Here is a 14,648-nt window from a genome sequence, read left to right on the forward strand (position 1 = left end):
CCTAGTGCTGGCGCGCGGAGCCGCCCGTCAGGGCCGCGTCGAGGATCTTGTGTTCCGTCGCCTGCGCCGCCGGCATTTCGGCAACGATGGTGTCGTCGTGGACGACGTAGATGCGATCGCAGAGCCCGATCAACTCGATCGTCTCGCGCGACAGCACCAGCACGGCGCCGCCCTTGGCGGTAAAGTCGCGCAGCAGGTGGTAGATCTCGGACTTGGCGCCGATGTCGACGCCGCGGGTCGGCTCCTCGACCAGCAGAAGATCGAGATCGGCGGCCAGGTAGCGGCCGAGGAGAACCTTTTGCTGGTTGCCGCCCGACAGGGAGCCGACCGGCGCGGACGGCCCTGCCGCCTTTATGTTCATGACCTCCATCATGCGGGCGATGACGTTTCGATACGGCCGCGCCGGCGCGAGTTCGAATCGCCTCGAATGCAATCCGATGGCGATGTTGTGGGCGATCGGCAAAGCGAGGAAGAGCCCCTCCTCCTTGCGGTCCTCGGGAACGAAGCCGACCCTCAGCTGCTGCAAATGGCGAACGCCTGATGATGCCGGGAGCGGCATTTTCAGCGCTTTGCCGTTGACGGAAATCGTCCCGGCGGAGGGATGATAGCGGCCGATCAGCGATCTCAGGAAGCGCTGCTGGCCCTGCCCCTCCAGTCCGGCCAGGGCTACGATCTCACCCTTGTGCAAAGACAGCGACAGCGGCCGCGATGTGTCGGTGATTCTGAGGTTCTCGACTCGCAGGATCTCATCACCCTTATCGCCCGTGCGATCGGGAAAAAGGTCCTGGAGTTCGCGTCCGACCATCATGGCGATGAGGTCGTCGGTGGTGATCTCGGACACCATCCTGGTGCCGACCAGTGCGCCGTCCTTCAGCACCGTCACCGTGTCGCACAGCTCGAAGATCTCCTCCATGCGATGCGAGATGTAGACGATGGCTTTTCCCTTATCGCGCAGCCGGCGGATGTTGCGGTTGAGCACATCGACATCGGCCGCGTTGAGAGCAGCCGTCGGCTCGTCGAGGATAAGCACGCTGGCGTCCGCCTGGATGCAATGCGCGATCTCGACGAATTGCCGCTCGGCTATGGTCAGGTTGGAAACGAGTTGCGACGGGTCGAGCGTGAGGCCGAGTTCGCCAAGCGCCTTGGCGGTCTGGCTTTTCATCGCCCGATAATCGATCGAGCCGAACCGGGTCGTCGGCTCCCGGCCCAGAAACATGTTTTCGGCGATCGACAGATTGGGCAGCAGCGAATGCTCCTGGAAAACGGTCGAAATGCCGGCATCGAGTGCGGCGCGCGGCGATTTCAGATCGAGCTTCTCCCCGTTCATGAAGATCTCGCCGGAATCGGGCTGATGCACGCCCGCCAGGATCTTCATCAACGTCGATTTGCCGGCGCCGTTCTCGCCCATCAGGGCGTGGACGCTGCCCGCCTTGAGATCGAGGGAAACGGAATGGAGCGCCTTGCTCCCTCCGAATGCCTTCGAAATGTGGGACATCTCGATAAGATTGGTCACGAAACCCTCGAACGAACCAAATTCAACACATGGAACGGCCTGCGGGGAATGCTTGTCCACTCCCCGCCAGCCACGGCGCCGTCACTTCTTGCCGTAATATTCCTTGAGCTTGTCCTCGGGCAGTTCGCTCGGCCACCAGACATTGGCGGTCAGGTCGTCGCGATAGTATTTTTTGGCCTTGTCCTGGTCCCATCCGTCGGGATTATAGACATAGCGTTTGTAGAGCTGCTTGCCTTCCAGAAGGGCAACAGCGGCGCGCACGCCGGCCGCACCTTGGGCGGGGCTGTATTCCGGCGAGATCGACTTGAACCCGTCCGTGATCCACTGGCCGAAATAGCCATTGTTGCCCTCGCCCGAAATCGGCGGAACGGGCGTGCCGAACTGCTTGAAGACATCGACGCAGGCGCGCGTCATGTCAGCGCCGGACGACCAGATGCCGTCAACCTGTGGGTTGTTCAGATAAAGCGTCTCGCACAGCTTCTTGGCCTTGTCGTACTGCCAGTCACCATGCTCCTCGGCGATGATCTGCACATGCGTGCCCTTGAGCGACTCCAGGAGTCCGTTGTAGCGGTTGGTGTCTTCCGGATGTCCGGCCAGGCCACGCAGGACCCAGATCTTGCCGTTGTCGCCGACGGTCTTGACCAGCCAGTCGCCCATCACCTTGCCGAAATGCTCGGCGCCGCCCTGGATTTCGGTGGTGTAGGCGTCGGAATCGATGCGACCGGTGTGGAGAATGACGGGAATGCCGGCGGCGACCGCCTTGGCGATGCTGGCATTTGCCGATGTGCTGGTCACCGGCTGCACGATGATCGCGTCGACATGCTGCGCAATCAGGTCCTCGATATCCGCCACCTGCTTCTTCTGGTCGAAGCCGGCATCGAGCAGGATGAATTTCGAGATGCGCTTGTCCTTGGCCGCGGCATTCTCCGCCTCATGCGCCACCTGTACCGTCCACGTGTTTGCGTTGACGCCGAAGTCGCTCATTCCGATGACCCAGGGCGGGTCCTTCTTGAACGCACCGGCCGCGGTCATGCGCGTGTCGTCGGGGCGCGGCGCGACGCCGTCCATCAGCTTGATGTCTTCCGCATGCGCCAGGGACGTCACGGCAAGCGTGGACGCAACTAGCATCCCCAGGCCGACGGTTTTCAGCAATCCTAACATTCAACTCTCCTCCTTGTGGTTGTCCCGGCCTACGAATTCGTATGGCCGGCCGTACGAATGTGTACTGCCGCGAGACGCTCTCCCGATGCATGCTCGTCGTCGCAAACCGACCGATGCACGCGATTCTCCCGTCCCCGAACACATGCGTGTCGAGGCCCAACCCGGGCTGGACGATGGTGACGGTTGAGAACTCCTCCGGCACTTTAGAAGCACAGCGGATTCGCCCTGTCAATAGTTAGTCATGTTGAATGACTATTCCCTTGCTTGCCTTTCACCGCTCCGCTATCCATCATGAATGGCGCTCGCCGGCTTCGGCGCGCTGTCAGTCCCGGCGGGAAAAACATGCGATCAGTCTTGTGCTACGGCGACTCCAACACGCACGGCCAGATCCCCGGCAGGGGGCCGCTCGAGCGCTATGGGCCGGGTGAACGCTGGCCGGGAATATTGCGTTCTCAGCTAGGCCCCGACTGGTATGTCATCGAGGAAGGATTGAGCGGCCGCACCACCGTCCACGACGACCCGATCGAGGGCGCCCACAAAAACGGCAGAACCTATCTTCGCCCCTGCCTGCAGAGCCATGCGACGCTCGACCTCGTCATCATCATGCTCGGCACCAACGACCTGAAGATCCGCTTCAACAAGCCGCCGTCGGAAGTGGCGATGGGGATCGGCTGCCTCGTCTATGACATCAAGGAGCTGGCGCCTGGGCCAGGCGGCTCGACGCCCGAGATCATGATCGTGGCGCCGCCGCCGATGCAGGACGACGTCAAGGAATGGAAGTCCATCTTCGCCGGTGCGCCGGAGAAATCGCGCCTGCTCGCGCTCGAGTTCGAGGTTCTGGCGGACTCGCTCGAACTCCACTTTTTCGATGCCGGCTCGGTGGTGTCGTGCAGCGAAGCGGACGGCTTTCACATCGATGCCGAGGCGCACAGATTGCTGGGCACCGCACTTGCCCGCGCGGTCGATGCCATCGGCTGGAGCCGCTCGACATGAGCAACACTAAAGCCACCGGGCAACGAGCTCCAACCGACGGGGCGACCCTTGCCTGACATGAGGTTCGCACCACCCAATCCATTGCGCATCGCCGATCGCGCGAGCGGGCTGAATGCGTTGAGCGTCCGCAGCTACAATGAGCGGCTGGTGCTGTCGCTGCTGCTTCAGAACGAAGGCATTTCGCGGATGGAAATCGGCGAAAAAACCGGCCTCTCGGCGCAGACGGCATCGGTTATCGTCCGCTCGCTCGAGCAGGAAGGCCTGGTCTCGCAAGGCGAGGCGCAGCGCGGCCGCGTCGGGCCGCCCACCATCCCGCTTTCGCTCAACCCGGAGGGCGCCTATGCGGTTGGCGGCGGCTTCAGCCGACGCCGGATCGACATCGCACTCATCGATTTCATCGGCACCGTGCGCTTCCACACGCAATTGCCGGCGGATGAAGCCAATCCCTTTCCGCAAAGCGGCGATCTGTTCGGCGCGATCAGGCAAGCCATGACCAGCCTGCCGGTCGAGGCGCGCAGCCGGGTTGCCGGCATCGGCCTGGCCGTTCCCGACGATGTCGACACGATGGCTGCAACCCGCAACGGATCGAGCACCTCGCTGAAAGCCTTGCAGGGGGAGATCGAGGAACAGATCAAGCTGCCGGTTTTCGTGCAGAACGACATCACCGCGGCAGCTGGCGGCGAGAGCATGTTCGGCGTCGCAAAGCCGCTCAACGACTATCTGTTCTTCTATCTGGGAGCACGGCTGCAGAGCAGGCTCATCCTCAACCACCAGATCTACAAGGGAAACTCCAGCGCCAGCTTCGATCATGGCCTGATGCGCCTGGAGAGCGAACTGGCCCTGCGCGGGCGCCCGTCCGAAATCATCTGGAGCAGCAGCCCTGAGTGGCCTGACCTGGGCGAGGCCTACAGCGCATGGCTGGGCGAGTGTTCCGACCGCCTGAAAGCGTCGATCTCCGCGCTGACCCAGTTTGTCGAGTTCAGTTCGGTCGTCCTGTCCAGCTATGCGCCGCAAAAGATCGCCGAGGCCTTGTGCGACGACATCGGCCGGGAATTCCCCGGCATCGAAGCGCTGCCCGCGCGGGTCAGCATCAGCCCGAAGGCCGTCGGCGCGGCAAGCCTGCCGTTCAGTTCGCGCTTCATGATCCAGTGATCGAGCCGAACCGGCGTTGCCGGTCTGCCGATCATGCACCCTCTGCAGGTCCATCGATGATTTTCAGGTGACCAAGCGAATCTACTTGCCAGGACGCCTCACTTAATAGCATGTTAAGTGAACCCTGAGATCGCCATGAAAATCGCTGCGGATCACGCACTCAATGACAATGCCGCAACCAGCGCCGAAGCGCGCCGCTCGACGGTATTGGGCGATCGCATCAAGGCCTATCGCACCACGCGGCGCCTGACGCTGCGCCAGCTCGGCGGCATGATCGGCACCACCGCCAGCTTCCTGAGCCAGCTCGAGCGCGGCCTTTCCGGCGCCAACACCAGCACATTGATGCTGATCGCCAATGCGCTCGGCATCAGCCTCGCCGATCTTTTCGACGACTGCGAAGTGTCGCCGCACGCGGTGCTGACACGCGCCGAGCGGCCGGCGCTGCCGACCAGCGAAGGCTACCGCAAGACGCTGCTGTCGCGCCGGCCGATCCGCGAGATGGAAGTCTATTGCGGCGAGTTCGCCGTCGGCGGCTCCACCGGCGACGTGCCCTATACGCATGGCAACGCGAGCGAGATGTTCCTCGTGCTGCGCGGACGCGTGCAACTGACGCTCGGCGACGAGAGCTTCACCCTCGAAGAGGGCGACAGCATCGAATATTCGACCTCGACGCCGCACCGGACGATCAATGTCGGCGATGCGGTGGCCGAGGTGCTGTGGATCATCGCGCCGCCGACAAGCGGCGCTGTCGACCTCGATCAATATGTAGCCCGGAAAACGCTCGCGCCCGGCCTGCCAAAATCAAACAGCGAGCCATCGGAGGGTTAGAAAATGGGAAGCAGATCAAGATTGGCCGGATTTGTCGGCGCCGCCGCACTGGCCTTGCTCGCAGCCGCCGCTCACGCGCAGAACGCGCCGCCGGCCGGAACCGTGGTCGACGGCTCGTTGAAGGGCAAGACGCTGACCTTCGTCTCCTATGGCGGCATCTACCAGGACGGCCAGGTTGCCGCGCTCAAGGAATTCGTCGACAAGAGCGGCGTCAAGCTTTTGAACGACGGACCGACCGAAATCGCCAAGCTTCAGGCGCAGGTCGAATCAGGCAATGTGACCTGGGATGTCGTCGACACAGACGATTTTCCGCCCTTCGTGCATTGCGGAAAACTGTTCCAGAAACTCGATCTGACCAAGCTCGACATCTCGCACATCCCGCCCGGACAGGTCGGCGAATGCAGCGTGCCGGCGATGAACTACGGCATGGTCCTGATGTACAAGAACGACACGTACAAGGACAATCCGCCAAAGGACTGGAAGGATTTCTTCGACACCGCGAAATTCCCCGGCACCCGTGCCATCGACGGCAGTGGCAGCCCGCTCGGCGGCCTGATCGAACAGGCCATCCTGGCCGACGGCGGCAAGGTCGACGCCATGACGCCTGCCGATATCGACAAGGGCATCGCCAAGATCAAGGCGATCGGCCCCGACACCATCTTCTGGAAGACCGGCGCAGAATCCCAGCAGCTTGCCGAATCCGGCGAGGCCGACATGATCATCATGTGGACTGGCCGCGCCATGACGGCGGTCAAGAATGGCGCTGCCTATACGCCGGTGTGGAAGGACTGGCTGGTCGTCATGGATCAGCTGACCATCCCGGTCGGCGCCAAGGACACCGATGCCTCCTACGCGCTGATCAACGCCTATCTCGGCAAGAAGTCGCAGGAGATCCTGACCGAGCAGACGTCCTACTCGCCGATCAACAACGAGGCGCAGCCCAAGGTCGACGCATCCGTCGCCGCCTTCCTGACCAACACGCCGGACCACGCGAAGCTCGGCTACCAGCAGAACATCAAGTTCTGGGTCGCCAATTTCGCCGCCGCGTCCGACAAGTGGACGGCGCTGATGGCCGGCAACTGAGCCGGCTATCACTGAGGTGACGGCGTGAGCCAGACATCGCATACGCCGACGGCCGGGGGTGATCATTCCCGGCCGTCAGGTGCCGTGCAGGGGCCGCAGCGGCGCCTGCGCCTTGCCGCCTATCCGTCCCTGCTGGCGATGCCGGCCCTGCTCCTGCTTATCGCGGCTATGGGCTATCCCTTGCTGACCGTCACGCTGCGCAGTTTTTCGGACCCGGCCTGGGGCCTGCAGAACTACGTCTGGTTCTTCTCCACGCCGGTGAACGTCACCGTCCTGTGGCGCACCTTTTCCATCGCCGCCTGGGTCACCATCGTCTGCGTCATCGCGGCCTACCCCTACGCCTATCTCATGACGGCCGTCGAGCCGCGCCTGCGACTCGTCCTCATCTTGTGCGTTTTGGTGCCGTTCTGGGTCAGCGGCGTGGTGCGCACCTTGGCCTGGGTCATCCTGCTGCAAGATTCCGGCATCATCAATTCGGTGATCAGGCTGCTCGGCTTTGACGGCGTGAAGCTGATCCGCACGCAGACCGGAGTCGTCATCGGCATGGCGCAGGTGTTGCTGCCGTTCATGATCCTGCCGCTCTATTCGGTCATGCGCGGCATCGATTTGCGCCTCGTGCAGGCGGCGCGCAGCCTTGGTGCGCGCCCGGCACGCGCCTTCCTGGAAATCTATCTGCCGTTGTCGCTGCCCGGCGTCTTCGCCGGCGCCATCATCGTCTTCATCCTGTCGCTCGGCTTCTACATCACGCCGGCCCTGCTCGGCGGCCCGCGCAGCACCATGCTGTCGACGCTGGTGCAGAGCCAGGTGCTCAGCCTGCTCAACTGGGGCCGAGGCGGCGCCATGGGCGTCGTCCTGCTGGTCGCGACCTTCGTGCTGCTGGCGCTCGCCGCACCGCTGATGCGCCAGCGCCACAAGCAGGCGTCCAGATCATGAGACAAACGCCGTTCCGCATTCTGCTCGGCCTGTTCTGCCTGCTGGTCGCCGTCTGGCTGGTGATGCCGACGCTGGTCATCATCCCGATGTCGTTCAACGAGAAGAAGTCGCTCGCTTTCCCGCCGTCCGGCTTCTCCTGGCAGTGGTACGCGAATTTCTTCACCAATCCCGATTGGCTGTCGAGCTTCTTCAATTCGCTCAGGGTCGCGGGCCTCGTCGCCGTTGCCGCCACGCTGATCGGCACGCTGGCGTCGCTTGGCCTCAGCCGCATGAAACATTCCGGCGCCGGCCTGCTGCGCGCCATCCTGATCACGCCGATGATCGTGCCCGGCGTGGTGCTGGCGATCGGCATCTATGCCGTTTACCTCGACTACCAGCTTGTCGGCACCACCACCGGCTTCGTCATCGCGCACACGATGCTGGCGATCCCCTTCGTCATCATCGCCGTATCGGCAAGCCTCGAAGTCTTCGACGTGCGGCTGGAAACGGCGGCGGCCAGCCTCGGCGCCAACCGCTTCACCACATTCCGCACCGTGACCTTGCCGCTGATCGCGCCCGGTATCCTGTCCGGGCTTTTGTTTGCCTTCGTCACCTCCTTCGATGAAATCATCGTCGCGCTGTTCATCACCAGTCCCTACCTCAAGACCTTGCCGGTGCAGATCTTCACCAGCATCACCCGCGACGCCGACCCGACGGTGACGGCCGTCGGAACCATCATCTTCATTGCCACGACGCTGATCATCAGCGCCGGGCTGATCATCAGCTCGAAATCGACGAGGAGTTGAGATGACTGCGAGGGAACGTGGCGCGGCCATCGACATCAAGGGCGCAACCAAGCGCTACGGCAATTTCACCGCGCTCGACGATGTCAGCCTGCATATCGAGCCCGGCGAGTTCATGACGCTGCTGGGGCCTAGCGGCTCGGGCAAGACGACCACGCTCAACGTCGTTGCGGGCTTCACCGACCTCACCGCAGGCGATCTTGCCGTCGGCGGCAACAGCATCGTCGCCCTGCCGGCGCACAAGCGCAACATCGGCGTCGTGTTCCAGCACTACGCGCTGTTTCCGCACATGACCGTCGGCAAGAACGTCGCCTATCCCCTCACCTTGCGCGGCATGGACAAGCAGGCGCGCGACCGTCTCGTCGTGCGAGCGCTGGACATGGTCAAGATGGCCGATTTCGCGCATCGCTATCCCTCAGAGCTTTCCGGCGGCCAGCAGCAGCGCGTGGCGCTGGCGCGCGCCATCGTCTTCGATCCGCCGCTGCTGTTGATGGACGAACCGCTCGGCGCGCTCGACAAGAAACTGCGCGAATGGCTGCAGCTGGAGATCAAGCGCATCCACCGCGAACTCGGCACCACCTTCGTCTATGTGACGCACGACCAGGAAGAAGCGCTGGTTCTGTCCGACCGCATCGCCGTGTTCAACCAGGGGCGCATCGAACAGGTCGGAACCGGCCGCCAGCTCTATGACGAGCCGGCGACCTTGTTCGTGGCCAAGTTCATCGGCGAATCGACCAGTTTGCGTGGCACCGCCCAGACGTCAGGAAACGAGACCAGCCTGACGATCGCCGGCCAGAAGATCGTGGCCAACGGCAAGCTTGCCGGCGGAGGCAAACCGGTGGTCCTGCTGCGGCCGGAAAAGCTCTCGCTTGCCGGCACCAACACGCCTCCCGCCGCCGGGCAGAACAGCCTCACCGGTGAGGTCAGCGAGGCGATCTATCTGGGGTCGGGTTCGAAATACCAGGTGACGCTTCGCGATGGCTCGGTCGCCATCGTGCGCTCGTCGCTGGAAGCCACACCGTTCTCGATTGGTGACACGGTCGATCTGCGCTGGTCGGTAGTCGATGCAAAACTTCTTGCCGACGACGATCGCGCCGACATGACGATGACCTGATCGCTCTTTTCCCCGCAGGATTTTTAGACATGGACGCCAAAGTCAACGGCAACGTCTCGTTCTGGTATGCCGACATCGGGCTGCCGGCCTATCGCGCGCCGCTCCCGGGTGACCTCGAAGCCGATGTCTGCATCGTCGGCGCCGGCTACACCGGCTTGTGGACAGCTTACTATCTGAAGAAGGCCGATCCTTCGATCCGCATCGCCATCGTCGAAAGGGAGTTCGCCGGCTTCGGCGCGTCGGGCCGCAATGGCGGCTGGCTGTCCGGCGGCTTCAGCTGGTCGCGCGAGAAATATCTGCGGACCTCGACGCGCGGCGCCGTCATCGACATGGAAACCGCCATGCATGGCACGGTCGACGAAGTGATCGCGGTGACCGAGGCCGAAGGCATCGATGCCGACATCCGCCGCGTCGACAATCTGACGGTTGCGACCAACCCGCCGCAGCTCGAACGGATCAAGGCCGCCTATGCCGATGCGATCGGCTGGAGCGTGCCGCAGGACCGCGTCAGCCTGATTGGCCAGGCAGAGGCCAAGGCCCGCATCAACATCAAAAATGTGCTTGGCGGCTATGTCCACCACGGCACCGCGCGCGTGCAGCCGGCCAAGCTGGTGCGTGGGCTCTCCGAAGCCGTCGAGCGGCTTGGCGTGCCGATCTACGAGCAGACCACCGTGACCGGCATCGAGAAGGGCAAGGTCACGACGAACCGCGGCACCGTGCGCGCGCCGATCATCATCCGCGCCACGGAAGGGTTCACGGCCGGCATATCAGGCAATGAGCGGCTCTGGCTGCCGCTCAACAGCGCGCAGATCATCACCGAGCCGCTGCCGCAATCGCTATGGGACGAGATCGGCTGGGAGGGCCATGAGCTTCTCGGTGACGCCGCGCACGCCTATTGCTATGCGCAGCGCACCCGGGAAGGCCGCATCACCATGGGCGGGCGCGGCGTGCCCTATCGTTACGGCTCGCAAACGGATGTGCGCGGCCAGACGCAGCAGGCCACGATCGAAAGCCTGCACGCGATCCTCACCCGGCTTCTGCCGCAGACAGCCGGGCTTCGCATCGACCACGCCTGGTGCGGCGTTCTGGGCGTGCCGCGCGACTGGTGCACGACATCAGGCCTCGACCCTGAAACCGGCATCGGCTGGGCCGGCGGCTATGTCGGGCTTGGCGTCTCGAGTTCCAACCTTTCGGGCCGCACGCTGCGCGACCTTATCCTGCGCCGCGACACCGAACTGACCCGCCTGCCCTGGGTCAACCGCCAGGTGAGCAAATGGGAGCCCGAGCCGATGCGCTGGCTCGGCGTCCACTCGATGTATCAGCTCTATCGCGTCGCCGACGAGCGCGAGGAAGCCGGCCTCCAGCATACGTCGAAACTGGCCGCAATCGCCGACCGCATCACCGGGCATTGAGCCTCGGAGCGATTCCAAAACTTTCTGCATTTTCAGTGCCTGCCCGGAGACTGCCATGACCGACTTCCAGACCTTCGCCCATCTCGCTTCCATCGACCTCGGCGAGCCTGAGCCCAAGCCGACCTCGATCAGCGGCGATCAGCTCGAAGCAGCGAAGACGCTGTGGACCTCGCCTGACGGCACACTGGAAGTCGGCGTCTGGGAGTGCACGCCGGGCCGCTTCACCGCATCGCGCGAGAGCAATTCCGAAACCTGCCACATCGTGTCAGGTCGGGTCTCGCTGCATGGTCCCGATGGCCGCAGCGAGGACGTCGGTCCGGGCGAAATGCTGGTGCTGCCGAAAGGCTGGAAAGGCGAATGGACGATCCACGAGAAGACGCGCAAGCTCTATATCCTGCACTTCGAGGCGTGAGCTGACTGGAACAGCCGCTACTCGTCGTCTGAACGATCATCCTCGGCAACAACAGGCTTGCCTTCTATCGCCTGCCGCAAGGCGTCGTTGATGCGGTCCTGCCAGCCCGGCCCATCCTCCTGGAAGTGGTCCAGCACGGCGCGATCGATCCGGATCGAAACAAGCTCCCTGACGCCTGGAGCGGCGGAGGGCTCACGAACCGGCGCGGCCGGCTTCTTCACCGGCTTGAAAGCCGCCTCGGCGGCCGTCATCGGATTTGTCGGTCGACGCGGGGGATTTGCCATCGGATGACCCTGACTGAAGACGATTCGTGCACGACGTGGCACGCTTGCGCCACCATAGCCCAACCAGCGCCGTCGCGCAGGCCCCTTTGGTCGGGACAATCACTCGGCTGCTTGAAGACTCTGCGCGTCGATGATGACCCTGATCTCGGCGCGGCAGGAGCCGCAATTCGTGCCGGCATGCAGGGCCGTGCCGATCGCCGCAACGCTGCCGTAGCCGCCGCGCACCGCTTCCGCGATCTGGTTGGCGCCGACGCCGAAACAGGAGCAGACGATGGCGCCGCGGTCGACGTCGATCCCGCCCGGTCGTCCGGCTACGATCGCCAACCTGCCGCGCCGGTCGACATGATCGGCACTCAACTGTTCCGCCGCCCAGCCGCGCGACACGGCGACCGGGCCGGGTGCGACGAACAAGGCGGCTGACAGTTGATCGCCGTCGAAGGCGGCGATGCGATGCTGGCCGGCGTCGCGGTCATGATAGGCGAGCATTTCCGCACCCGGTGACACGCCGAACAGTGACCCGGCAAAGCCAGCCCAATCGATGTCGTCTTCGGCAAAGGCAAGCTCGACCCGCCAGCCGCCCTTGCATTTGGCCACGGCCCAGTAGGCCGCGGTATCAGGCTCAGGCCTGCGCCGCGTCACCGCAAAGCCAAAGGCCTTTGCGGCGAATTTCTCGATGCGGGCGGCGACATGTTTCAGCGCCGGCTGGCCGGAAATGGGATCGGTCAGCGGCGCGGTCAGCGTGTCGAGCCGGCCCCTTGCCGCAAACTGATCGGTCCAGTGCATCGGCGCAAACAGGCTGCCCTGGCGTTGGCGCGCCGTCACCAGCGCGCGCACCAGCACGTCGCCGCGCGGGCTGGAAACCCGCGCGATGTCGGCGTCGCCGATGCCGAAGCGCTGCGCATCCGCCGGGTGGATTTCTACGAAGGGCTCGGCGATGTGCTGCGACAAACGCGGGCTTTTGCCGGTTCGCGTCATGGTGTGCCAATGGTCGCGGATACGGCCGGTATTGAGGATCAGCGGATAGTCCGGGCTGGTGCGGACTTCCGTGGTGGGGCGGATGGCGATGAAGCGCGCTTTGCGGTCGGGCGTGTAGAAATTGCCGTCGGCGAAGAAGCGGGTGGTGTTACCTTCCAGCCTCTGCCCGGCCCGAAGATGCTCGTCCGACTGATGTCGAGCTTGAGCACCCCCCTCTGTCCTGCCGGACATCTCCCCCGCAAGGAGGGAGATTGGCAGCTTTGATGCTCGCATATCTCCTGCATTGTTTGTAATTGGCGAAGGCCGTGGTGGCAGCCGATCTCCCCCCTTGCGGGGGAGATGGCCGGCAGGCCAGAGGGGGGTGGCTGGGCTCGGCGCCGGCCATTGGAACGGCTCCAGCGCCTCATACTCCTCCGCATCAACCTCGGCATAAGCACCAATATCGAAATCCCGCGCGCCATCATTCTCGAATCCTGACAGCGCGGCATGCTCGGCAAACACCTCCCCTGGCGTCGCATAGGAAAACGCCTCGCCAAACCCCATCCGCTTGCCGACCTCAGCGACAATCCGCCAGTCGGGCCTTGCCTCGCCGGGCACGGGCAAAAACGCGCGCTGGCGCGACACACGGCGCTCTGAATTGGTGACGGTGCCATCCTTCTCGCCCCAGGCGGCGGCGGGCAGCCGGACATGGGCGTGGCGGACGGTGTCGGTCTGGGCCAGCACGTCCGACACCACCACGAACGGGCACGCCTTGATCGCCGCCTCGACGGCATCGGCGTCCGGCATCGAATCGACCGGGTTGGTGGCCATGATCCACAGCGCCTTGATCCGCCCGTCGGCCAGCGCCTGGAACATCTCGACTGCCTTCAGGCCGGGCTTTCCGGCAATGGCCGGCGCGTTCCAGAAGCGCTGCACGCGGTCGCGATGGTCGGGGTTTTCGATTTCCATATGCGCGGCGAGCATGTTGGCCATGCCGCCGACCTCGCGGCCGCCCATGGCGTTGGGCTGGCCGGTCACCGAAAACGGCCCTGCTCCGGGTTTGCCGATGCGGCCGGTGGCGAGATGGCAGTTGATGATGGCGTTGACCTTGTCGGTGCCGGATGACGACTGGTTCACACCCTGGCTGTAAACCGTCACCGTTTTCGCCGTTGCCGCAAACAGGCTGTAGAAACGGCCAAGCTCGTCCTCGCTCAGGCCCGTGGCGGCAGCGACGCCGGCCAGGTCGAGCGCGGAGGCCGCGAAAAGCGCTTGCCCGAAGCTGGTCGTGTGCGTCGTGATGTAGGCGCGGTCGAGCGCATTGTGCTGGCCGAGATAAGCGAGCAGCCCGGTGAACAAAGCGACGTCGCCATCCGGCGCGATCGCCAGATGCATGTCGGCGATGTCAGCGGTCATGGTGCGCCGCGGATCGACCAGGACGATCTTCATCTCCGGCCGCTTTTCCCGGGCAGCCGCGATGCGCTGGTAAAGCACGGGATGGCACCAGGCGAGATTGGAGCCGACCAGCACGATCAGGTCGGCCAATTCCAGATCCTCATAGGTTCCCGGCACGGTGTCGGAGCCGAAAGCGCGGCGGTGGCCGGCGACCGAGGAGGCCATGCACAGGCGCGAATTGGTGTCGATGTTGGCCGAGCCGACAAAACCCTTCATCAGCTTGTTGGCGACGTAATAGTCCTCGGTCAGCAACTGGCCCGAAACATAGAAGGCGACCGCATCCGGGCCATGCTCGGCGATGGTTTGCGAGAAGGTCGAGGCGACAAGGTCGAGCGCCTCGTCCCAGCCGGCGCGGCGGCCGTGGACCTCCGGATGCAGCAGCCTGCCGTCGAGGTCGATGGTCTCGGCGAGTGCCGAGCCCTTGGAGCAGAGCCGGCCGAAATTGGCCGGGTGGTCGGGGTCGCCCGCGGCGGGCACCAGGCCCGGCGCCGGGGGCCTAGCCAGCCCGCCCCCCCCCACCCCCCCAAAATGGGAGGTTGGGCTGCAACAGCCGCCGAGCTGGCAAGCCCTAGGTT

At 64.1% G+C, this 14,648-nt stretch carries 13 protein-coding genes; 9 read left to right on the forward strand and 4 right to left on the reverse strand.

Annotation, left to right across the window (positions count from 1 at the left end):
• Window position 1: 1 nt before the first annotated feature.
• Entirely contained in the window at window positions 2-1,513 is a 1,512-nt protein-coding gene (locus NKJ00_RS24105; protein ID WP_128303927.1) for a sugar ABC transporter ATP-binding protein, read from the reverse strand.
• 81 nt (window positions 1,514-1,594) lie between these two features.
• On the reverse strand, window positions 1,595-2,674 hold the full coding sequence (locus NKJ00_RS24110) for a substrate-binding domain-containing protein (protein WP_023809403.1): 1,080 nt from the start codon (window positions 2,672-2,674) through the stop codon (window positions 1,595-1,597).
• 342 nt (window positions 2,675-3,016) lie between these two features.
• On the opposite strand from NKJ00_RS24110, the gene NKJ00_RS24115 reads away from it, so the two are divergent.
• The 9 genes from NKJ00_RS24115 to NKJ00_RS24155 all read left to right on the forward strand — a co-directional run bounded on the left by NKJ00_RS24115 (window position 3,017) and on the right by NKJ00_RS24155 (window position 11,383).
• Window positions 3,017-3,667 (forward strand): SGNH/GDSL hydrolase family protein, encoded by a 651-nt coding sequence (locus NKJ00_RS24115; protein ID WP_023809404.1) that lies wholly within the window; start codon window positions 3,017-3,019, stop codon window positions 3,665-3,667.
• A gap of 57 nt (window positions 3,668-3,724) precedes the next feature.
• The gene (locus NKJ00_RS24120) at window positions 3,725-4,819 is read left to right on the forward strand and encodes an ROK family transcriptional regulator (RefSeq protein WP_352631533.1); all 1,095 of its coding nucleotides are present in this window, start codon (window positions 3,725-3,727) and stop codon (window positions 4,817-4,819) included.
• A gap of 135 nt (window positions 4,820-4,954) precedes the next feature.
• Window positions 4,955-5,647: a helix-turn-helix domain-containing protein gene (locus tag NKJ00_RS24125; RefSeq protein WP_023809406.1), complete on the forward strand. Its 693-nt coding sequence runs from the start codon at window positions 4,955-4,957 to the stop codon at window positions 5,645-5,647.
• A 3-nt stretch (window positions 5,648-5,650) separates the two neighbouring features.
• Window positions 5,651-6,730 (forward strand): extracellular solute-binding protein, encoded by a 1,080-nt coding sequence (locus NKJ00_RS24130; protein ID WP_023809407.1) that lies wholly within the window; start codon window positions 5,651-5,653, stop codon window positions 6,728-6,730.
• Window positions 6,731-6,754: 24 nt separating this feature from the next.
• Entirely contained in the window at window positions 6,755-7,663 is a 909-nt protein-coding gene (locus NKJ00_RS24135; RefSeq protein ID WP_023809408.1) for an ABC transporter permease, read from the forward strand.
• On the forward strand, window positions 7,660-8,448 hold the full coding sequence (locus NKJ00_RS24140) for an ABC transporter permease (RefSeq protein ID WP_023809409.1): 789 nt from the start codon (window positions 7,660-7,662) through the stop codon (window positions 8,446-8,448). Before NKJ00_RS24135 ends, NKJ00_RS24140 begins: the two co-directional genes overlap by 4 nt.
• A 1-nt stretch (window position 8,449) precedes the next feature.
• Window positions 8,450-9,559 carry an ABC transporter ATP-binding protein gene (locus NKJ00_RS24145; RefSeq protein ID WP_352610868.1) on the forward strand — a complete coding sequence of 370 codons (1,110 nt, stop codon included), beginning with the start codon at window positions 8,450-8,452 and terminating at the stop codon, window positions 9,557-9,559.
• Window positions 9,560-9,588: 29 nt separating this feature from the next.
• A complete protein-coding gene (locus tag NKJ00_RS24150) occupies window positions 9,589-10,971 on the forward strand; it encodes an NAD(P)/FAD-dependent oxidoreductase (protein ID WP_023809411.1) in 1,383 nt (460 codons plus the stop codon).
• 55 nt (window positions 10,972-11,026) lie between these two features.
• Window positions 11,027-11,383 (forward strand): cupin domain-containing protein, encoded by a 357-nt coding sequence (locus tag NKJ00_RS24155; protein ID WP_023809412.1) that lies wholly within the window; start codon window positions 11,027-11,029, stop codon window positions 11,381-11,383.
• A 17-nt stretch (window positions 11,384-11,400) separates the two neighbouring features.
• Here NKJ00_RS24155 and NKJ00_RS24160 read toward each other — a convergent pair whose 3' ends face one another.
• Both NKJ00_RS24160 and NKJ00_RS24165 read right to left on the reverse strand, forming a co-directional pair.
• On the reverse strand, window positions 11,401-11,667 hold the full coding sequence (locus NKJ00_RS24160) for a BrnA antitoxin family protein (protein ID WP_023809413.1): 267 nt from the start codon (window positions 11,665-11,667) through the stop codon (window positions 11,401-11,403).
• 99 nt (window positions 11,668-11,766) lie between these two features.
• On the reverse strand, window positions 11,767-14,592 hold the full coding sequence (locus tag NKJ00_RS24165; protein ID WP_352631537.1) for a nitrate reductase: 2,826 nt from the start codon (window positions 14,590-14,592) through the stop codon (window positions 11,767-11,769).
• Window positions 14,593-14,648: the final 56 nt, after the last annotated feature.

This window comes from Mesorhizobium sp. M0227 (assembly GCF_040321855.1).
GTDB lineage: Bacteria > Pseudomonadota > Alphaproteobacteria > Rhizobiales > Rhizobiaceae > Mesorhizobium.

Bases quoted from the DNA above. Each gene is read 5' to 3' on its own strand.
- NKJ00_RS24110 (WP_023809403.1), bottom strand. From the start codon at position 2,674: ATGTTAGGATTGCTGAAAACCGTCGGCCTGGGGATGCTAGTTGCGTCC.
- NKJ00_RS24115 (WP_023809404.1), top strand. From the start codon at position 3,017: ATGCGATCAGTCTTGTGCTACGGCGACTCCAACACGCACGGCCAGATC.
- NKJ00_RS24120 (WP_352631533.1), top strand. From the start codon at position 3,725: ATGAGGTTCGCACCACCCAATCCATTGCGCATCGCCGATCGCGCGAGC.
- NKJ00_RS24125 (WP_023809406.1), top strand. From the start codon at position 4,955: ATGAAAATCGCTGCGGATCACGCACTCAATGACAATGCCGCAACCAGC.
- NKJ00_RS24130 (WP_023809407.1), top strand. From the start codon at position 5,651: ATGGGAAGCAGATCAAGATTGGCCGGATTTGTCGGCGCCGCCGCACTG.
- NKJ00_RS24140 (WP_023809409.1), top strand. From the start codon at position 7,660: ATGAGACAAACGCCGTTCCGCATTCTGCTCGGCCTGTTCTGCCTGCTG.
- NKJ00_RS24145 (WP_352610868.1), top strand. From the start codon at position 8,450: ATGACTGCGAGGGAACGTGGCGCGGCCATCGACATCAAGGGCGCAACC.
- NKJ00_RS24150 (WP_023809411.1), top strand. From the start codon at position 9,589: ATGGACGCCAAAGTCAACGGCAACGTCTCGTTCTGGTATGCCGACATC.
- NKJ00_RS24155 (WP_023809412.1), top strand. From the start codon at position 11,027: ATGACCGACTTCCAGACCTTCGCCCATCTCGCTTCCATCGACCTCGGC.
- NKJ00_RS24160 (WP_023809413.1), bottom strand. From the start codon at position 11,667: ATGGCAAATCCCCCGCGTCGACCGACAAATCCGATGACGGCCGCCGAG.